Origin of the sequence: Sulfurimonas sp., from assembly GCF_026988655.1 — a bacterium.
Lineage (GTDB): Bacteria > Campylobacterota > Campylobacteria > Campylobacterales > Sulfurimonadaceae > Sulfurimonas.
On the sequence record NZ_JALSKT010000078.1, the window covers coordinates 1 to 19,767 of the forward strand.

The 19,767-nt window shown below is 34.1% G+C and carries 18 protein-coding genes; 5 read left to right on the top strand and 13 right to left on the bottom strand.

Annotated elements, in window-relative coordinates; genetic code table 11:
* Window positions 1–72 precede the first annotated feature (72 nt).
* Genes MV052_RS08340 through MV052_RS08360 form a run of 5 tightly spaced genes read right to left on the bottom strand, consistent with a single transcriptional unit; the run spans window position 73 to window position 3,710 of the window.
* Entirely contained in the window at window positions 73–1,344 is a 1,272-nt protein-coding gene (locus tag MV052_RS08340; protein WP_297443090.1) for an RNA polymerase factor sigma-54, read from the bottom strand.
* A gap of 11 nt (window positions 1,345–1,355) precedes the next feature.
* The gene (gene lptB, locus MV052_RS08345) at window positions 1,356–2,078 is read right to left on the bottom strand and encodes an LPS export ABC transporter ATP-binding protein (RefSeq protein ID WP_297443093.1); all 723 of its coding nucleotides are present in this window, start codon (window positions 2,076–2,078) and stop codon (window positions 1,356–1,358) included.
* A complete protein-coding gene (gene tsaE, locus MV052_RS08350) occupies window positions 2,066–2,482 on the bottom strand; it encodes a tRNA (adenosine(37)-N6)-threonylcarbamoyltransferase complex ATPase subunit type 1 TsaE (RefSeq protein WP_297443095.1) in 417 nt (138 codons plus the stop codon). Before tsaE ends, lptB begins: the two co-directional genes overlap by 13 nt.
* The gene (gene trpD, locus MV052_RS08355; protein ID WP_297443098.1) at window positions 2,479–3,465 is read right to left on the bottom strand and encodes an anthranilate phosphoribosyltransferase; all 987 of its coding nucleotides are present in this window, start codon (window positions 3,463–3,465) and stop codon (window positions 2,479–2,481) included. The genes tsaE and trpD overlap by 4 nt, the downstream gene beginning before the upstream one ends.
* A complete protein-coding gene (locus MV052_RS08360; protein ID WP_297443101.1) occupies window positions 3,462–3,710 on the bottom strand; it encodes an RNA-binding S4 domain-containing protein in 249 nt (82 codons plus the stop codon). The genes trpD and MV052_RS08360 overlap by 4 nt, the downstream gene beginning before the upstream one ends.
* Before the next feature lie 168 nt (window positions 3,711–3,878).
* On the opposite strand from MV052_RS08360, the gene MV052_RS08365 reads away from it, so the two are divergent.
* A complete protein-coding gene (locus tag MV052_RS08365) occupies window positions 3,879–4,832 on the top strand; it encodes a methyltransferase domain-containing protein (RefSeq protein WP_297443105.1) in 954 nt (317 codons plus the stop codon).
* On the opposite strand, the gene MV052_RS08370 is transcribed toward MV052_RS08365, so the two are convergent.
* On the bottom strand, window positions 4,813–6,594 hold the full coding sequence (locus MV052_RS08370) for a YgiQ family radical SAM protein (protein WP_297443108.1): 1,782 nt from the start codon (window positions 6,592–6,594) through the stop codon (window positions 4,813–4,815). The two genes, MV052_RS08365 and MV052_RS08370, sit on opposite strands and share 20 nt — an antisense overlap.
* Window positions 6,595–6,768: 174 nt before the next feature.
* Here MV052_RS08370 and MV052_RS08375 point away from each other — a divergent pair, with 174 nt between their 5' ends.
* Both MV052_RS08375 and MV052_RS08380 read left to right on the top strand, forming a co-directional pair.
* Complete coding sequence (locus tag MV052_RS08375) at window positions 6,769–7,422, top strand: response regulator transcription factor (protein WP_297443111.1); 654 nt, start codon at window positions 6,769–6,771, stop codon at window positions 7,420–7,422.
* Window positions 7,409–8,470 (top strand): HAMP domain-containing sensor histidine kinase, encoded by a 1,062-nt coding sequence (locus MV052_RS08380; protein WP_297443114.1) that lies wholly within the window; start codon window positions 7,409–7,411, stop codon window positions 8,468–8,470. Before MV052_RS08375 ends, MV052_RS08380 begins: the two co-directional genes overlap by 14 nt.
* 6 nt (window positions 8,471–8,476) lie before the next feature.
* Here MV052_RS08380 and MV052_RS08385 read toward each other — a convergent pair whose 3' ends face one another.
* The 4 genes from MV052_RS08385 to MV052_RS08400 are packed head-to-tail and all read right to left on the bottom strand — an operon-like array spanning window position 8,477 to window position 12,790.
* Window positions 8,477–9,178, bottom strand: coding sequence for an NAD-binding protein (locus tag MV052_RS08385; protein ID WP_297443117.1), 702 nt, complete (start codon window positions 9,176–9,178; stop codon window positions 8,477–8,479).
* Window positions 9,179–9,180: 2 nt separating this feature from the next.
* Window positions 9,181–10,737 (bottom strand): ion transporter, encoded by a 1,557-nt coding sequence (locus MV052_RS08390; RefSeq protein ID WP_297443121.1) that lies wholly within the window; start codon window positions 10,735–10,737, stop codon window positions 9,181–9,183.
* The gene (locus MV052_RS08395) at window positions 10,734–12,404 is read right to left on the bottom strand and encodes an NAD-binding protein (RefSeq protein ID WP_297443124.1); all 1,671 of its coding nucleotides are present in this window, start codon (window positions 12,402–12,404) and stop codon (window positions 10,734–10,736) included. The genes MV052_RS08390 and MV052_RS08395 overlap by 4 nt, the downstream gene beginning before the upstream one ends.
* Window positions 12,405–12,409: 5 nt before the next feature.
* Entirely contained in the window at window positions 12,410–12,790 is a 381-nt protein-coding gene (locus tag MV052_RS08400) for a DUF6394 family protein (protein WP_297443128.1), read from the bottom strand.
* A gap of 140 nt (window positions 12,791–12,930) precedes the next feature.
* Here MV052_RS08400 and MV052_RS08405 point away from each other — a divergent pair, with 140 nt between their 5' ends.
* Window positions 12,931–14,634, top strand: coding sequence for an AMP-binding protein (locus MV052_RS08405; protein WP_297443132.1), 1,704 nt, complete (start codon window positions 12,931–12,933; stop codon window positions 14,632–14,634).
* 4 nt (window positions 14,635–14,638) lie between these two features.
* Window positions 14,639–15,145: a hypothetical protein gene (locus MV052_RS08410; protein ID WP_297443136.1), complete on the top strand. Its 507-nt coding sequence runs from the start codon at window positions 14,639–14,641 to the stop codon at window positions 15,143–15,145.
* Here the strand turns inward: MV052_RS08410 and MV052_RS08415 are convergent.
* The 3 genes from MV052_RS08415 to MV052_RS08425 form a co-directional block, all read right to left on the bottom strand.
* A complete protein-coding gene (locus MV052_RS08415; protein ID WP_297443139.1) occupies window positions 15,142–16,062 on the bottom strand; it encodes a manganese-dependent inorganic pyrophosphatase in 921 nt (306 codons plus the stop codon). The two genes, MV052_RS08410 and MV052_RS08415, sit on opposite strands and share 4 nt — an antisense overlap.
* Before the next feature lie 64 nt (window positions 16,063–16,126).
* Window positions 16,127–18,952 (bottom strand): excinuclease ABC subunit UvrA, encoded by a 2,826-nt coding sequence (gene uvrA / locus MV052_RS08420; protein ID WP_297443142.1) that lies wholly within the window; start codon window positions 18,950–18,952, stop codon window positions 16,127–16,129.
* Window positions 18,953–19,687, bottom strand: coding sequence for a sulfite exporter TauE/SafE family protein (locus MV052_RS08425; RefSeq protein ID WP_297443145.1), 735 nt, complete (start codon window positions 19,685–19,687; stop codon window positions 18,953–18,955).
* Between the last annotated feature and the right edge of the window lie 80 nt (window positions 19,688–19,767).

Below are 19,767 nucleotides of genomic sequence, written 5' to 3' on the forward strand. Positions count from 1 at the left end.
CTTGATTTATCTCATTTTTAGTGTTTCTTTTAGCAACCTCTTCATCGAGTCTTTTTTTAATATTCATTGCGTTTACAAACCTAACTGATAGAGTTTTTTTCTCTCGCTTGAGCCTGCGATATTGAGCTGTTTTCTATATTTCGCGATGGTTCTACGCACCATTTTTACCTTGAACTTATCTTGAATCAAATCAAGAAGCTTCATATCACTCAAAGGCTTCACACGACTCTCTTGTTGGATGAGCGTTATCAAAAACTCTTTGATAGCTGCGTTTGAGATATCTTCATCTATGGCTGTAGTAAAAAACTCTTTCATAGCAAGCACACCTCTGTCACAGGCGATATATTTGTTAGCAATAGCACGAGAAATGGTTGAGGGATTATGCCCAAATTCATCCGCAAGAGTTTTTAAAGTAAGTGGCATGATCGCTCCACCTGTAAAAAATTCATACTGATACTCAACTATCATGAGCCCTACTTTGTAAAGCGTTGCTTTTCGCATATCAAGTGCATCCACAAGGGATTTTGCCTCTTTTATCTTTTGTGTAACAAACTCATGCTCAACACCATAAGCAGTGTCGATGTGTATGACTGGATAATACGCATCATTTAGCTTAACTTCTATCTGGTTTTCATCATTGAAGTAAATCATCAAATCAGGTACGACCTGCGCTGACTCTTCTTGATACTCTATGTTTGGTGGGTTGCTAAAGGTAGAAAATATCCGCATCACTTCACTAAAATTCTCTTGCGAAGAGTAGCTGTGAATATTTTGCATATCACGAATAATTTCAACTGCAAGTCCATAAGCCTTGTCGCTTATCTCTGAGTTGTCAAGTTGAAATAAAAAAGATTCAGATAAATCTTTTGCGCCTATGCCTACAGGTTCGATGTGCGCAAAACGCAGGCGAGTCTTCTCAAAAAAATCAATCTCAAGATCATTCTTTTGACAAAACTCTTCAGTTGCCCCCTCATAGTATCCAAACTCATCCAGATTTTCAACAACATACTGCGCTATTTTTTGAGAAATTGGCGTGGGAAAAAGCGGTGCTCCGAGCTGTTCATCTAAAACTTCATAAAGCGATTTATGCTTTATCGTCAGGGCTTCTATCTGCTCAGTTCGAGAGTTGCTTACAGCACGTGAGATGATTTTTTTTGGAATCTTTTTTTCAAAATTCTCTTCATAGCCTGATTTTATTTCTATCACAGGATTGGCATCTACAAAAGGAGACATAGCTTCCCCCAAATCAGAAAGACTTGAGTGAAGTATCGGTAGCCAATTACGTAGAGTATTTGAGAGCTTATGCTTGGTCTCTACACTTTGAGATTGTCTTAATCCTGCCATATTTTCTAGTCTTAAAGCTTAAAGTTTTCGCCGAGATAATGCTTACGAACATCAGCATTTTGTCCTATCTCATCACTTGTTCCACTTGCTAAAAGCTCACCTGCTTTGATAACATAAGCACGGTCACAAACATCCAAAGTTTCACGAACATTATGGTCAGTTATAAGTACGCCAATGTCATAAGAGACAAGCTGATGGATAACTTTTTGAATATCCATAACAGCGATGGGATCAACCCCTGCAAAAGGTTCATCTAGGAGTAAGAACTTTGGCTTATTCACAAGCGCACGAGCAATCTCCACACGACGACGCTCTCCACCGGAGAGACTAATTCCCTTACGATAGCGAATAGGTTCAATGTTGAACATATCCAAAAGCTCTAAGATGCGTTCCTCTTGGGCTTCTTCGCCTTTTATGCCTACTTGTGCGGCTATCATGAGGTTATCTTCAACTGTTAAATCTTTGAAGATAGAAGCTTCTTGAGGAAGGTAGCCAATACCTTTGCGTGCTCTAGCATGCAGAGGCATCCCTATCAAGTCTTCATCATCAAAAAAGACCTTCCCACCAGAAGCTTCAACAAGTCCACAAATCATATAAAAGGTGGTAGTTTTTCCAGCACCATTTGGTCCTAAAAGTCCAACAACCTCGCCACTTTTTACTTCAAGAGAGATACTTTTAACTATCTCTAAATCTTTTATCTTTTTTTGTAGTTCTTGCGCTTTTAATGTGTGCATACAGTGTACTCTCTTTGCTTATCTGAAATTTTTTCTATGTCGATGACCATGGTCTCGATGCCAACAGACTCTAAAAGTTCTATGAGTTTTTCATCGCCCCACTCTATAAAATGAAGCCCTTCTTTGTCTAACTCTTCAAGCATTCCAAGTGATATAAAATGCTCTACTCCATGATTGTAAATATCATAATGAAAAATTTTGTCACCATAGCATTGTTGCAAGGAAAAAGTAGGTGATGTGACATCATCCAAATAGCCTAGTTTTTTCGCAATATTTTTCACAAGTGTTGTTTTTCCTGCTGCTAAATCACCACGTAAAATGATAACGCCATTTTGTATATTTTTTAAGATGTCATCAACAAGCACGTCAAGCTGCGTTTCGTTTAAAGTATAGCTTTTTTTCATAACTTGTTAGAAATCTCCACTATCTGTTTAAGCTTTTTCTTTGCTCTAGCATTGCCTAATGCTTCACGTCCCATCTCAAGTCCATCTTGTATATCACGAGCCAAGCCATCGACCATCAAAGAAGCCGCAGTATTGAGCAACACTATGTCACGCTGCGCCTCTGTTGCAGAGTTGTCAAAGATATTTAACATAATTTTTGCATTTTCTTTTGCATCTCCACCAGCTATGGCTTCAAGAGGAGCTAGCTTGAGACCATAATCACGAGGATTAAGTTCAAACTCTGTTAAAGTACCTTCTTTGAGACGAGTAGCGTAGGTGATACCACTGATACCAATCTCATCCATGCCCTCTTGTGAACTTACAACAAGCGCTGAAGTTGCTCCATTGATTTTCAATGCTTCTGCCATTTTTGGCACAAAAACTTTATCAAAAACACCAAGCATATATTTTTGAATATTTGCTGGATTTGTTAGTGGTCCTAAGACATTAAAAATAGTCTTATTTTCTATGGATTTTCTCACCGGCATAATGAACTTCATAGCAGGATGATGATTTTGTGCAAACATAAAACACCAACCTGCCTCTTCTAAAAGTCTTGCATTTTTATCAATGCCCAAAGAGAGGTTAATACCCAAAGCTTCTAAAACGTCGGCACTTCCGCTTTTTGATGTTATGGAGCGGTTTCCATGTTTTGCGACCATTGCACCACAAGCTGCAGTAAGGATAGAAGTAGTAGTAGAGATGTTAAAAGAGCCTATCTTATCGCCACCTGTTCCAACAATGTCTATGGCATTTTTACGTGATTCTTGTGAAATAGGCAAAGCTATGGCAAAGCTTCGCATAACATCTGCTGCAGCTGCTATCTCTACTACAGGAGTATTTTCATCTAAAGTCATGCTAAGAAGTAAGTTGCGCATCGCTTCATCATTCATCTCGTGCTTAAAAAGTGAAGTAAATTGAGCTTTTGCCTCATCATATGTCATGAGATTTCCTTAATGTATTGATCTTGTAATGATTTAGGAGTTGATTTCGTCGTAGGGATCTGTAAGACTTCGTATTTTTTAGCTTCATTGAGGTAATTTATAGTGATAACACTGCCAACTTCTACATTTTTACTCGCCTTTGCTACTGTACCATTAATAAGCACAACACCATTGCTAATCATATCTTGTGCAACTGAGCGCCGTTTAGTAATATTGACAGAATTTAAAAATTTATCTATTCGCATGAATTGCCTACTCCTCAATTTATTTTTTTTCTTTATTGTAGACAAATAAAACTAAAAAGAATGTAAGAAATTGCTATAGTTGGAACATTTTTTGCATTAAATCGTGCTTAGCATACAAATCATAATTTTATAACAATTTTTAGGAATGATTCTTGCAAGATAATTCCTATGGATAACATATACAAAACCCCTTTGTGGATGACAATAAAAAAAATAAAAAACAAACTTAAAATCACAAATACAAAAGAAACAGTTACATTTAAAGCTGTCAATCCGGATATAAGAAGTTCTCTTTATAATGGAAATAGTATTACAGTTAATAATGAAGATGTCATATATCGTGGCTACAAAAGCTGGCTAGATTTGGCACAGGTACTCAACTGCAGAATGCTCACACCTGAAAAAATTGATGACAATTTTGTCTTGATTCGTTATGAAAAACTTAATGAAGATAGTAGTTTTCATAAAAATATAGTAGACAAAGAAGAAAAATATGGAGAAAACTCCATCTTTAGTAAAATACACAAAAATGAAGAAACTGCATTTATTCACTATTATATGCAAGCACTTGAAAATGTAAAAATAGAGACGAGAATAAGAATATTAAATCTTGGTGTCAATAGTGGCGATGAATTTGAAGCCATTCAAGCACTCAGTAAAAACTTTGAAAATCAAGAACTCATCGGTATAGATTATTGTTCCTCAGCTATAAACGCAGCAAAAGAGAAGTTCAAACGCAGTAGTAACATATCTTTTTACACGCATGATATAAATAAACTCGATGAACTAGAACTGGGTAAATTTGACCTCATCATTAGTATAGGGACATTACAAAGTTCAAATTTAGAATTTAACAAGCTACTTATGAATATCGTACAAAACCAACTCAAACGCAGTGGCGCGATTATCCTTGGTTTTCCCAACTGTCGTTGGATTGATGGAGAGATGATTTATGGAGCAAGGGTAAAAAACTACCCTTTCTCAGAGATGGGGCTCCTATATAAAGATGTAATCTTCAGCAAGAAGTATATGCAACAAAAAAAGTTTAGAGTAACTGTTACAGGCAAAGACTATATCTTTTTAACAGCTACTTCTATCTCAACTACGAAGCAAAACCACTAGCAAAATTATCTTTGGCGACAACTATTTGTTTTTGTCTCTCTTTTCGTTTTGTATCTTTTTCTACGAAGATTTTTTTGCGAGTTTTTGGATCCATCTCTGTGTAATACATTACCGCACTATATGTTGATGGGGTTGGTGTAAATACCTGTGCTTGTTCTGGATTCATTTGCAACTCTTCTGTAGTAAAACGCTTCAACTCATGCATATCTTTCTCCTCACACCCCGGATGTGCAGCTATAAGGTAGTAAGTCAAAAACTGTTTTTTACCACTCTCTTTGTTAAGTTTGTCATAAAGCTTTTTAAAATCTATAAGTGTTTGTTTTCCAGGTTTTCCCATAAGTTCAAGTACATGTTGTTGTGTATGTTCTGGTGCTACTTTCATCTGTCCTGATATATGGTGATCCACCATCTCTTTTAAGTAGTCATAACCATGTTTTTTATCAGCAGTTATCAAGTCATAACGTACTCCAGAAGCAACAAAAGCTTTTCTAACCCCTGGTACTTCTCGTACCTGTCTTAAAAGATTGATATTGCGTGAGTGATCTACTTTCATAGATTTACACAGGTGAGAAGCATCAACACAACGCTGATGATCACAAGTGCCAAGTTTGAGCTTTTTATTACACTCATAGCCATACATATTTGCCGTAGGACCTCCAACATCGGATATGATGCCTTTGTAGTCTTTATATTTATTAAACTCTTTTGCTTCTGCTAAAATATTATTTTCTGAACGTGTTCGGATGGTACGTCCTTGATGCACACCAATGGCACAGAAGTTACACTCTCCCCAACAACCATGATGTGTCATGATAGAAAACTTGATAGTCTCCAAACACTTTACCTTACCATCTTTGGCATAGTAAGGATGTAACTCCCTTGTAAAAGGTAAATCTGAATTAGCATCCATTTCATCTTCATTCAGATAATCACAAGGAGGGTTTTGAATGAGAAAGCGAGAATCAACAGGCTGACATAAGCCATTTGCCGATATTGGGTCATTGTTGTCATAAAAATCATCAAACAAATCAATGTATTTTTCTTTATCATCCAAACACTCTTGATGTGATGGCAGTTGAATATAATCAAGCACAGGCTCTTTAGCAATATAACAGACCCCGCGAATATCACGATAGTCACGTTTTTCATCTATGGCACGTGTGAGCTGCTCAAGCGCTATTTCACCCATTCCGTAGATCATAATATCTGCTTTTGAATCAAATAAAATAGGCTTTTTAAGTTTATTTGACCAATAATCATAATGACTCACACGACGAAGAGAAGCTTCAATCCCACCCAAGACTAAAGGAACTGTATTTTTAAAATGGCGTCGTATAAGATTGCAGTAAACACTTAAAGCTCTATCAGGTCGTTTGTTGTTTTTACCACCAGGTGTATAATCATCAGAGTTTCTAAATTTTTTGGTTGCTGTGTAGTTACTCACCATAGAGTCAACACTTCCACCACTCACACCCCAATAAAGACGAGGCTCACCAAGACGTGAAATATCATCAGCTGAATTAATATCAGGCTGACCTATCATTCCTACTTTATATCCCATGCGTTCAAGCATACGACCAACCATAGCAACACCGATAAATGGTGAATCAATGTAAGCATCACCACTCACAAGAATAACATCACAATAATCCCATCCTCTAGCGTCCATCTCTGCACGCGTTGTAGGAAGAAAATCTTTTTCGCTAAAAGTTATGGTCTCTTTTTTGTGATTGTTATTTTTGTTTTTATTGCGTCTGCTCATTGTCTCACCTTGATATAAATTAATCTAAATAGTAAGCGAATGATACACTATATGAACACAAGAAGAGATTAGACCCTGAATCAAGTTCAGGGTGACTTGAGTTTTGAAGTTATCTTAGTTTTGATTGACCGTGTATTAACGATACGCTAATATACTTTAGTATATACTTCACTCATGTCCAAAATATTACTTTTAGAAGATGATCCTATCTTATCTGAAACCCTTATAGAATTATTAGCAAGTGAAGGATTTGAAGTCTTTCATGTGTCTGATGGAGAAGCAGCACTTGATGCAACTTTTCTCCATCATTTCAATCTTTTACTTCTTGATGTAAATGTTCCTTTTCTTAATGGCTTTGAATTTTTAAAAAGTTTGAGGCAAAGCGGTGACAAAACACCGGCTATATTTATCACTTCTTTAAGTGATGTAGCTTCTTTGGCAAATGGTTTTGATGTTGGTGCAGATGACTACATAAAAAAACCTTTTGATTTTGATGAACTACTTATTCGTATTCATGCTTTGATTAAAAAATCCTTTAACTCTTATATAGATGAAATTTGTGTAGATACTTTCAAGTTTTCAATAGATAAAAATGAACTTTATCAAAATGGCACTTTTATTGCGCTTTCACCTTATGAGCTACAGCTTACAAATATACTTTTTAAAAATCTTGATAAAACAGTTCCTAAAGAAGAGCTTTTAAATGAACTCTCACAAGGGAGTGAGATGAGCGAGGGAGCGCTTCGCGTTCATATCAATAAGCTGAGAAAAATTGGTTTACCCATCACTACCATCAAAGGGATAGGATATCGTCTTGCACACACATGAAAAACAAGCTTTTTTAAAGTTTTTTATTACCTATTTTGTGAGTGTTGCATTCCTTATTTTAGCAGCAGGATATTTTTATTTTGAACAAACAAAAAACCATTACTTAAAAATGGAAGAATTTTCCCTTATAGAGTACGCTAGGCATATTAAAATGGGAATCTCACTAGATAATTACAAGAAAAAATACCATCACACTTTTATAAGTACAAACAACAAACATATAGATATAAGAAATTTTACAATAAATAAATATGAATTTTCAAAGCTCCTTCCTATGAATAGAAATGGAAAATATCTGCAAGTTTTTAAGTCAAAAAAAGATTTTGATAATAAGATTTGGAGTTTCAAAAGCAGGGTTATAACAGTACAAATATTCCTCCTCTTACTATTTGCATTTTTAAGTTATAGACTAGCAAAAAGTGCACTTAAACCTTTACAGGAAAGTATTCACACCCTTGATAAGTTCGCTAAAGATTTAATTCATGACCTAAATACTCCTGTTACTTCCATACAACTCAACATGAAACTCATTGAAAAAATTCCACAACTTCAAGAGACAAAAGCTTTGCAACGCCTTAACAAAAGTGTTGCAAGTATTTCAGAACTGCATGAGAACTTAACAATCTTACTACAAGAAGAGACATTTCAAATGACGAATGTTAATGTATGTAAAATTGCTCAAGAAGTTGTTGAGGCACAAAGTGAGATATATCCAGAACTAGATTTTCAAGTAGAATGTGGAAATTTAAAAGCCAAACTCAATCCAAACGCAGTGAAACAGATTTTGCAAAACATTATTTCAAATGCCTGTAAATACAATAGTAAAAATGGTTTTATAAAAATATACACCAAAAAAGATGCACTTTATATACAAGACAGTGGAAAAGGCATCAAAGAGCCACACAAAATTTTCGAGCGATCCTATAGTATGGAGCAAAGTAGCGGTTTTGGACTAGACATTGTCAAAAGACTCGCACTTGCTATGGAGATAAAAGTAGAAGTACAAACATCAGAAAAAGGAAGCCGCTTCATACTTCATTTTAACTAATTATCCCTACTCTTCAAGTTCTAGTTTGTCTTTAAAATCTTGCAATTTATCAATTAAACCAACGACAACGAGAGTGTCACCTGCATCAAGTTTATGGTCAATTCTATGATCTATAAATATAAGTTCCTGTCCAAGTTCTTTATCAATAATCGCAATCAAAATAATTCCAATAGCTTTAAAATCTATTTCACTAACTGAAACCCCTTCTAGAAAACTATTTTGTGGAAGTTCTATCTCTGCCATTTTAATATTGTTTTGATTATAGATAATCTCATCTAGTGCCTTTGTCACCGCTGGTCTTGTAAACATATTTACAACTCTTCTGGATGTTGCTTCATACAGATCTATCACACTTCCTGCACCAGCATATTTTAGTTTTCTTGTATTTTCATAGGAGTTGCTAATGGCGATAATATCTGCATTAGGATACAAGGCTTTTAAAGTTAGTACTAAAAAAAGATTGTTTGCAGTTTTACTCATCGCACAATAGAGTAAATCGGTTTCAGGGTTTATACCAAGCGAGAGTACATCTTCATTTTTCTTAATATTGATAAGTGTGATATCTACATCCTCATCTTCAAACGCAGTAGCACTCTCTTCAAGTGTATTAATGACTTTTATTTTATGACCACTCGTAGCTAAATTTTTATATAAATGTCTTGCAAAGTTTCCATACCCAAAAAGTACAATATTTTTTTTGCCTGTCATTATTATGCCTTTCTTTTTATGTTAGCAATTGCAGAAACATATCCAATACATATCAGTTTATCACCTGCGTTTAGGATAAAATCATCCTCTGGATTAAATATAAACTCACCAATACTTCCTTGAGTATGTGCTTTTTGAAAAACACCCAATAAAATAATTCTATATTTATTAAAGTTTATCTCTTTTATAGACTTAGAATCCATAAAATTGTTTTTAGTAACAACAATTTCATCTATCTGCGTCTTAGCCTTCTCTTCTACGATAGAGAGAAGAACTTCAAACGCAGCTGGCTCACCTGCATACACTGAGCCCATCATACTTGCTATCTTTTCTGGCATTATAAGCTGATCAACTTTTGCAAATTTCATCTTTTGTGCAATCTCTTCATCAGAGCATCGTGCTGCAACATAGACATTTTCATTTAAACTTTTAACATTTATAGCGATAAAAGCATTCTGAATATCATCCGATGTTAAACATAAAACACTGGCTATACTATCTTGTATGCCTAATCGCTCAAAAGTATGACTTTGCGTTGCATCTGTACAAATGGCACTATACCCTTTTTCATATGCTAAATTTGCTTTTTCCTCGTCCAAATCAATCACCACAAAATCTATGCCCTCTTTCTCAAAACCTTGTGCAACAAGTCTACCAAGTAAGCCAAAACCACAAATAACAGTAAGATTTTGCTTCTTACCTATCTCCTGAACCACCCTATCTTCACGTAAAGAACTCAGCCTTTCACTAAAAGATGAAACAATAATGGAAGTAAAAAATGAGATAAGCCCTATACCTGTAATAATAATCAGCATAGACACAACACGACCCTCTGTTGTTATTGGTGAAATATCTCCATATCCTACAGTAGATATGGTGACAAGTGCCCAATAAAAAGCATCAAAAAGGTTATGTATATTTGGATTGTCATTATCTCCCTCAAAGACATACAGCATTATTCCCGATATAAATATAAAAAATGCAGAAAGTGTAAGAAGTGTAAGAAGTTCAAATTTCTTATTTTTCAAAACAAATAAAAAACCTGTTAAACTTTTTGCATATCGAAGCATCTTAAATGCTCGAAAGAGAATTAAAACGCGTAGAACACGCACCCCTCTGTAACTTGGCAGTATAGCAATCAAGTCTACTATTGCAGCAAGAGAAGAGATGTATTGCCATTTGGATTTAAATATTTTTCCAAATACCTTAAATAAAGAGAGCTTTTTATCAAAGAAAAGACTCTCCTCATACTCTTCAATAAGCATTTTATGTATATCACTATAAACCCATAAACGCAGTAAATACTCTACCACAAACACAAAAGTAATAAAATACAAATCAAAATCATCAAGCCAAACAGGAATGTGATTTCTCACATCAATCACCAAAATGGTCACACTTGTTAAAATAATTGTAATCATAAATATATCAAAATATTTTTTATAAGGATACTGATCATTTTCTAGTATATCTCTAAAAAAGCTTTTTATTTTTTGATACTTTCTTGAGCTTGCGAAAAAGTAAGCTAAAGAGACAAATATATTTTTTTTATCTTTCAATGTTTTCCTTGTTTGTTTGCTTTTTCATAGCCTAAAACATACTCTAATTCATAAATATTGTTGATTATATACTCAAAATCATTATAACTCTCTTCATCGGCAACCATCAACAGTTCATCGCCTAATTCTAAGTCCATACGAGAATCTGGCATAAGGTAGATATCATCACCTCTTTTTAAAAGAAGATACACCACATGTAGTAGTTCATCCCTATTTTCACGAGATTTTCTTAAATCAGCTAAGGTTATTTTTTTGTTCTCATTTAACTTTAGAGTAAGTGCATACGCATCTTCATCATCAATTTTCATTTCATAATACGAAGGGTTCATACCTGTTATATTATTTAACATATTAACAATTATCTCAGCCCATTCTTCATCTTGTTTTCTTGCCTCAAGAATAAAAATATCAGCCAAGGGTCTCGAGATATAGTTATATGTTGCATCTGCTAATATTTTTTCTACAATATAGATTTTATTTATTTTAGAAGCTTGAAAAATATTTAAATCATCTAGTTCATTTTCTCTCGCTATTGTAAAAATCTTGGGATTAAGTTGTTTTGCCTGATTTAAAATAGTAAGATTTAATAAATCATTTTTTGTTGCAGCGATGATACAAGCACTGTTTTTTACATCTAAATCAATCAAGGTTTGAATATCATCTTCATCTCCAAAAATCGTTGTTTTTTTCTCTTGTATATATTTTTCTGAGTCAAAACTATGCACAACATACTCAACCCCGGCACGTTGAAGTCCAACTTGAATGGCTTTACCCATGCGACCATATCCATAAATAATATATCTACCATGAGGAAAAAGGTCACGTTTTTTTAGTTTTAAAATATGCCCATACATCCACATCTCTAGAAGCCAAATATGTGGAGCAGTGATACCATAATAAATACGCTTAGAGATAATATCAAAAGGATTTTTAACATGTTTTAAATTCATATTACTAAAATGTTCAACCTGTTGCTGAGAAGTTGCTTTTACGATAATATTTATTTTTTTATTGAGGAGTTGGCTAATGGTTGCTATCTTCGAATTTACCATATCATCTTCAAAGAGTGAAATAATTCCAACACAGTTTTTTTCATGAATACCAGCGATTTTAAGCATTTTTTGATTTGTTGCATCCCCAACAAATGCAGGTACATGCGGGTAAAAGTTTTCAAGTACAAGTTCATCGATTTTATCTTCATCTTTATCTAAAACTACTACTTGATAATCCTGACCGTTAATTCTATCTATGATACTTCTTGTTATGCTGTTATATCCAAGTATAATGTAAAAAGGATTTTCAAGACGTTTGACATGACTTCTAAAAGCATTCCTACTGAGTGCTTTTCTTAGTGTTTCATCTTGAATAAGAGAGACAATAGCCCCAATACCATAAAACCAGCCAACAACAGTAAAATAAATAGTAAAACTCACCCACATTCTTTGTTGATAGTTAAATGCATAAGGAGCTTCACCAAAGCCTATGGTGCTTGCCATATAGGTCACAAAATAAAAAGCATCAAAAAAGCTCATATTATATACATTACCTGCATCATCACTCCCTGGTATAAGCACTAGACCAAGAATAGATATAGCAAAGGTAATAATAATAACTAAAAAAGGTGTCCGTAATCTTTTAAGAATTATCCATATGATTTGTTCATTCATTCATATTATCTTTTTGATTTTATTGTATCACCCATAAACAAGATAACTGAAACTGTATTTGCTAAAAGTGCACCACCAGATAAAGAGATAATAGCAACAGTAGCTTCTATGCCTACATCTTTTGCGACATACAAAGCAAATGCCCACACAGTTGCTGCAGCTATAAGCTGTATGTCTGCTACAATACTCGAAGCAAGTAAAACTGCACCGAGTTGCGTTCTATCACCAAGCTTCAATATAGTAGCAATAACGCTAACTACAATAGCTGCAAAAAGTTCATACGAACTATGTTGTATCAGTATTGTAGGATCACCATAAAAAAACCCAAAATTAACTGTCATTGCCAATAGAAAAAATGACCCCGAAATGATTTTATGCATATTCATAAATAAATCTCCAAATTGTAAAAGTATAAAATTATACTCCTAATAATGTTATACAATATATGTTTTTGAGCTATTAACTAGTAATTTTTTAAATGTGTATTTTTCACACACTATCCTATAGATAATTTTAAAGAAATTAAATGTATAATCATTACAAATTAATATACAAAGATAAAAATATGATGTATCCTTATGAAAATTTAGAAAATTTTACACTACCAAACCTACTGAACCGTTCAGTGGAGTTGTATTCACAAAAAAAAGTTCTCTCCAAAGTAGATCAAGAACCAATGACGTATGAAGGTTTAAATGAGAATGTTCATGAAATGATTCAGCTACTCAAAGAAAATGGTATAAGAAAAGGTGACAAGGTAGCACTTTTAAGTGAAAATATGCCTAATTGGGCTGTTGCATATTTTGCTGTAACTTACTTTGGTGGTGTCATTGTACCAATACTCCCGGATTTTCATCCAGCAGATGTTCAGCACATCATTCGACATTCTGAGGCTAAAGCGGTTTTTGTATCACAAAAACACCTTCAAACTATTGAGGAACTCGAAGACTCAAATATTAAGTTTGTTGTCAAACTAGATAAGTTAAAAATCATAGACGAATTAACTAATCATTCTTATATTTCAAAACTTAAACAAAGAATATCTCCAAAAGAACTTCCTAAACCAGACGAAGATGATATGGCTGCTCTACTGTATACATCTGGAACGACCGGACACTCTAAAGGAGTTATGCTTTCACATAAAAACCTTGTCACAAATGCAATGTCAGCCTATAAAAATGTCCAGATAGTACCTGAAGACACATTTCTTTCCATCTTGCCACTTGCACATACACTAGAGTGTACAGTTGGCATGATAGTTCCAATCCTTCACGGTTCTGATGTTGTTTATATCGACAAAGTGCCTACCCCAAATGTTTTAATAAAAGCATTTGCAAGCGTTAAGCCTACAATGATTTTAAGTGTTCCTCTTATTATAGAAAAAATATATAAAAATAAAATACTTCCAAAATTTACGGGGTCATTTATAATGAGGACACTCTATTCTATTCCTTTTACAAGGAAAAAACTTAACCAAATCGCTGGCAAAAAACTTATAGAAACTTTTGGAGGAAGAGTAAGGTTTTTCGGTATCGGAGGAGCAGGTCTTGCAAGGTATGTGGAACAATTTCTTATAGAAGCAGATTTTCCATATATTGTAGGTTATGGTCTTACCGAGACTTCTCCACTGATTGCAGGTACACGACTTGGAGAAACAAAAAAAATAGGCTCTACAGGTTTACCAATGGTGGATGTTGATGTCAAAATACATGAACCTAATCCAATTAATGGAGAAGGAGAAATTTATACAAAATCTCCAAGTGTTATGCTAGGATATTATAAAGATGAAGAACAAACAAAAGAGGTAATGGATGGTGAGTGGTTTAAGACAGGTGATTTAGGTTATATAGACGATGATGGATATCTTTTCATCAGTGGACGAAGTAAAAATGTCATCATTGGAGCAGGTGGAGAAAATATTTATCCTGAACAAATTGAATCAATTATAAACCAAAACGAAACGGTACTTGATTCCTTAGTTATGGAACAAAATGGAAAGCTTGTTGCAAGAATTCATCTTGACTATGAATTAATAGATGAAATTTTTGATGCTAAAAAATTAACAGAATCCGAAATTAGAAATAAAATCGCAACTCATCTTGAAGAAATGCGTGTAGAAGTAAATGAGCAACTTGCTTCATTTGCAAAAATACAAAAGTACATTGAGCAAATTGAGCCTTTTGTGAAAACACCAACGAAAAAAATAAAACGTTTTTTATATACAGAGTAAGTCAATGCATGAAGATACTATAGAAAATATTCATAAAGTTTTGCATAAAGATGAATCAGTCTTAGTTAAAGCAGAATTTTCAAAAACTTTTTATCTTCCCATTGTAAAACTCTACGGTTTAGGATTCTTACTGCTGCTTATCGCTTATGAATATGAAATTGGTGTTATTGGAGCCGTTTTAGTTCTTCGAACTTTCTGGGTTCATCTGAGTGAGATTAAAGAAAAAAAATCATATAACTGCATACTAACACAAGAACGCCTTATTATACTCAAAGGGCATACGATCAAAGAGATTTTTCCAATTAACTTAGAAGAGATACGAACTATCTATATTAAACCTTTCTCTAAAAAATTTAGTAATCTTATCGATGTAGGCACCTTAGAAGTTGTAACAACCAGTGGAGGACGTTATGTTATCCGTAATGTGAAACAACCATATCTCTATCATAAGGCTATAATTGGAGATATCGTTTCAGCTACACATTACTCTAATAAAACTAAAAAATATTAAAATTGTGGTTGAACAAATGGAACCACTTGTTTTTTACGACTTAAAACACCATCTAGCCATACTTTATGGTTTATAAACTGTGTATTAAACGCAGCCTCTATTTTAGATTCATCATCGCTTACTACGAGTAATTTTGAGCCTTCTTTCATGATGTCTGTTAAAAGAATGAGAACTGTATGTAGTCCACCTTCCTCTTTCATTTTTTTCATATCTTCTAGAAGTTCATCTTCACGTGGTTCAAGAACTGAGATATCAACCATTTCAAGTTGTCCTATACCCACTTTCGTACCATTCATATTAAACTCTTTATAGTCACGAGTATTTAAGTCTCTAGCACTTGCACCATCTACTGCAGATTTAACAATAAACATATCCATAGCAAGTTGTTTATAATTTTCAACTCCAGCAATAGCTGCCAACTCTTTTACAGCTTTTGTATCAACCTTAGTACAAGTTGGAGATTTGAAAATCACAGTATCACTTAAAATTGCCATCATCATCATACCGGCGATATCTTTAGGAACTTCAACACCATAACATCTGTACATTTCGTAAATAACAGTGTTTGAGCATCCAATTGGACGTATCCATGCTTCTAGTGGTGCATCTGTCATCAAATCACCAAGTTTGTGATGATCAGCAATTCCTATAATCGTCGCCTCATCAATATCATCTTGAAAGTGTGGTTTATCAGTAGAATCAACGATAAATACTCTCTCCCCTGCTACAGAAGTTTTTAACATTGGAAGTGCACCACCAAATTTATCTAAAATAAATTCAGTCTCAGCAGAAATCTCACCCTGACGAGCAGGAATATACTCTTCATTTTCAACTTGATTTTTTAAATATGATAAAGAGATAGCACCAACGATAGAATCACTATCAGGATTTTTGTGTCCAAAAACATATACTGACATTGTAAGCCTTTAAATTTTTTCGTAATTATACTTAACTTTCATTAATTATATATTTCAATACTATTTACTGATGTAAACGCAGCTCTTTTTTTAAATATTCACCCGTATAAGAACCTGTCTTTTCATGGTTTGCTGCAAGTTCTTCTGGAGAGCCTTCAGCGATGATGAGTCCACCACCACTTCCACCTTCTGGTCCCATATCTATGACATAGTCTGCATTTTTTATCATATCTAAATTATGTTCGATGATAAGCATAGAGTTACCAAGCTCTACGAACTTATGCAATACATTTGTCAGCCTATCTACATCAGCAAAATGAAGTCCAGTCGTTGGTTCATCTAAAATGTAAAGTGTTTTTCCTGTATCTTTACGACTTAACTCTTTAGAGAGCTTAATACGCTGTGCTTCTCCTCCTGAAAGGGTAACTGCATTTTGACCTAGTGTTATGTAACCAAGTCCCACATCAACAAGTGTTTTCATTTTTTGATGAATTTTAGGAATAGGTTTAAAAAATTCAAAAGCTTCATCTACAGACATATTTAAGACATCTGCAATCGTCTTACCTTTATAAAAAACTTCCAAAGTTTGTTGATTGTAGCGCTGTCCTCTACACGTATCACACTTCACCATGATGTCAGGCAAAAAGTGCATCTCTATCTTGTTTTCACCTTCACCTTGACACTTTTCACAACGACCGCCTTTGACATTAAAAGAAAATCTTGAAGCAGTATAACCTCTAATTTGACTCTCTTTTGTTTGTGCAAAAAGATTACGTATTTCATCCATTACTCCTGTATAAGTAGCTGGATTACTTCTTGGAGTACGGCCAATAGGACTTTGATCTAGATAAATAACCTTATCAACATGCTCTAGTCCATTGATTTCTACACCGGCAACTTTATTGACCTTTCTTGCATGGTTAAGTAGTTCTCTTGCTGTTGGTAGCAATGTTTGCAACATCAATGAACTTTTTCCACTCCCGCTAACTCCTGTAATACATACAAAATTATTCAGTGGAATTTTTGCGCTCAAATTATTGATATTATTTAATGTGACATTTTTTATCTCTATGTATTTATCTTGTGAACGACGATAAAAGTATTCAATTTTTTTACGTCCATAAAGATAATCAGCCGTAAGTGTTTTTGCTTTTTTTAGCTTATCTAAGGTTCCACTAAAAACAACTTCACCACCAAACTTCCCTGCTCCACTTCCTATATCCACGATAAAGTCCGCATTTTCAATCGTCTCTTTATCATGTTCTACAACTATAACAGTGTTGCCTTTTTCTTGTAAACTTCTGAGTGTACGTATAAGCTTTAAAGTGTCACGTTCGTGTAATCCAATACTAGGCTCATCAAGTACATACATAACACCAGTCAAACCTGAGCCAATTTGAGAAGCAATGCGTATTCTTTGTGCTTCTCCACCACTAATCGTTCTTGCATCACGTCCAAGTGTTATATATCCAAGTCCTACATCAAACAAAAAGAAGAGTCTCTCTTTTATTTCGTTAAGTATCGGTTCAGCTATCAACTTTGATTGCAAATCAAAATATGAAAAATTATCTTCATTAGCAAAAAACTCATACGTTTGCGCTATTGGTTTTTCAAGCAGTTGTGCGATTTGCGTATCCGCCACTTTTACAGCTAACGACTCTCTTTTGAGTCTATTACCTTCACAGATATTACATACTTTTTCACTCATATAGTCAGCTAACTCTTTTTCATCTTTGATCATGTCATACGCTATACGAATGATACCGGGGAAAATTCTTTTAACAGTATGGTTTTTCCATAAGAATTCCACTTCATCTATATTTCCATGAAGTATAGCTTTTTGCTGATGTACTTCGAGCTCAGAATATGGTACTGTAATGTCAATATCATTATGAGCACAAAAACCTTTTAAAAATGTAAAATAGTAACCTTTGTTAAAACCATAAACAATCTTCACAGCGCCCTTTTCTACACTTAAATCAGGGTCTATAATTTTATCTATATCAAGAGCATATCTAATTCCAAGACCATCACATTCAGCACAAGCTCCTTTTGGAGAATTAAAAGAAAAGCTTAATGGTTCGAGCGGTTCAAAACTTATTTTACAATCAAAACAAGCATTGTGTTCTGAGTAATGAATATGCTGTTTACAGTCAAGCTCCTCATGATTTAAAACTTCTACTTCAAGTTCACCATAACTCTCTTTTAATGCTTTTTCAACATCAGAGGCGATACGTTCTTTATTTTCAGGCTTCACTATAACTCTATCGACTATCACTTTAATTGTATGTTTTTTTGTTTTAGAGAGTTCTATCTCTTCATCAAGACGTACCATAACTCCATCTATTTGTGCTCGAACATAACCTTTATGAACCAAAGACTCAATCAAGTCTGCATACGCGCCTTTGTTTTCACGTACAAGTGGAGCCATAAGAACAAGCTTTGCACCTTCTGGCAATTTTTCTACCTCTTTAATAATATCTGATGCAGACATTTGTGAAATTTTCTTTCCACATTTATGGCAATATTGAATACCCACTCGTGCATACAAAAGTCTAAAATAATCATATATTTCTGTTATCGTTCCAACAGTTGAACGTGGATTTTTTGAGGTTGTTTTCTGATCAATCGCAATAGCTGGCGTTAACCCCTCGATCTTATCTACATCAGGTTTACCCACTCTATCTAAAAACTGTCGCGCGTATGATGACAAACTTTCCATATAACGACGTTGACCCTCAGCATAAAGCGTATCAAACGCGAGTGTTGACTTACCACTTCCACTCAGTCCAGTCATAACAATAAGCTCATTTTTAGGAATAGTTAAATTAATATTTTTTAAGTTATTTTCTCTTGCACCAGTTATTATAATACTATCTTTTTTTTTCATTTATGCCCCGAAAATTTTATATGTTAAATATACTACAACTGTTAAATAAAACAGCATAAGCAGTTTTTTTTGTATTTTTGCATCTATTTTATGCTTCATGTGTATACCTAAGTAGACCCCAAATAGTGATGCTAAGCCTATTATTGTACCACTCGTATAATCAATATGACCATGCATAGAGTGTGAGATAAGTCCTGAGATTGAAGAAAATACTACAAAGAACAATCCCGCAGAAGTAGCCTTACGTAAAGGCACTCGCAAAAATCCGACTAAAATCGGAACAAGTATCAAACTTCCACCTACTCCTATTGTCATACTAATGATTCCAATTACAAACCCTACAATAAAAAGTAAACCTTTATGTACCTCTTTTGTCTCTTCATGCACATGTGTCGTCATAAAAAGTCTTACAAGTGCAAAAGTTGCAAAAGCTAAAAATATAGCCTGTAAAGTAGCATCACTAAAATATGAAGTAATAGTCCCACTCAATAGTGCTCCAGCAAAACCTCCAGCACCAATAGTTGTAACCATGACAATATCTAAAGTACCTTTTTTATTGTTAAGGTAACTACCATACAAAGAACTAAAAACCATCTGAACAACAGAAATACCAATTGCAATTTTAGTTTCATAACCTAGAAATATCAATAATGGAACCAAAATAGTCCCACCACCAATACCAAACAAACCAGACAAGAAACCAACACCTAAGCCCAATAATACTAATTCAAACATATAAGTCCATGATTTTTCGGAATTATACCCCAATATAGATTATAGTTTAATTTTAGTTTGTGTTTCGTTGAAGTATAATC

Bases quoted from the DNA above. Each gene is read 5' to 3' on its own strand.
- MV052_RS08340 (WP_297443090.1), bottom strand. From the start codon at position 1,344: ATGGCAGGATTAAGACAATCTCAAAGTGTAGAGACCAAGCATAAGCTC.
- lptB (WP_297443093.1), bottom strand. From the start codon at position 2,078: ATGCACACATTAAAAGCGCAAGAACTACAAAAAAAGATAAAAGATTTA.
- tsaE (WP_297443095.1), bottom strand. From the start codon at position 2,482: ATGAAAAAAAGCTATACTTTAAACGAAACGCAGCTTGACGTGCTTGTT.
- trpD (WP_297443098.1), bottom strand. From the start codon at position 3,465: ATGACATATGATGAGGCAAAAGCTCAATTTACTTCACTTTTTAAGCAC.
- MV052_RS08360 (WP_297443101.1), bottom strand. From the start codon at position 3,710: ATGCGAATAGATAAATTTTTAAATTCTGTCAATATTACTAAACGGCGC.
- MV052_RS08365 (WP_297443105.1), top strand. From the start codon at position 3,879: ATGGATAACATATACAAAACCCCTTTGTGGATGACAATAAAAAAAATA.
- MV052_RS08370 (WP_297443108.1), bottom strand. From the start codon at position 6,594: ATGAGCAGACGCAATAAAAACAAAAATAACAATCACAAAAAAGAGACC.
- MV052_RS08375 (WP_297443111.1), top strand. From the start codon at position 6,769: ATGTCCAAAATATTACTTTTAGAAGATGATCCTATCTTATCTGAAACC.
- MV052_RS08385 (WP_297443117.1), bottom strand. From the start codon at position 9,178: ATGACAGGCAAAAAAAATATTGTACTTTTTGGGTATGGAAACTTTGCA.
- MV052_RS08395 (WP_297443124.1), bottom strand. From the start codon at position 12,404: ATGAATGAACAAATCATATGGATAATTCTTAAAAGATTACGGACACCT.
- MV052_RS08400 (WP_297443128.1), bottom strand. From the start codon at position 12,790: ATGAATATGCATAAAATCATTTCGGGGTCATTTTTTCTATTGGCAATG.
- MV052_RS08405 (WP_297443132.1), top strand. From the start codon at position 12,931: ATGTATAATCATTACAAATTAATATACAAAGATAAAAATATGATGTAT.
- MV052_RS08410 (WP_297443136.1), top strand. From the start codon at position 14,639: ATGCATGAAGATACTATAGAAAATATTCATAAAGTTTTGCATAAAGAT.
- MV052_RS08415 (WP_297443139.1), bottom strand. From the start codon at position 16,062: ATGTCAGTATATGTTTTTGGACACAAAAATCCTGATAGTGATTCTATC.
- uvrA (WP_297443142.1), bottom strand. From the start codon at position 18,952: ATGAAAAAAAAAGATAGTATTATAATAACTGGTGCAAGAGAAAATAAC.
- MV052_RS08425 (WP_297443145.1), bottom strand. From the start codon at position 19,687: ATGTTTGAATTAGTATTATTGGGCTTAGGTGTTGGTTTCTTGTCTGGT.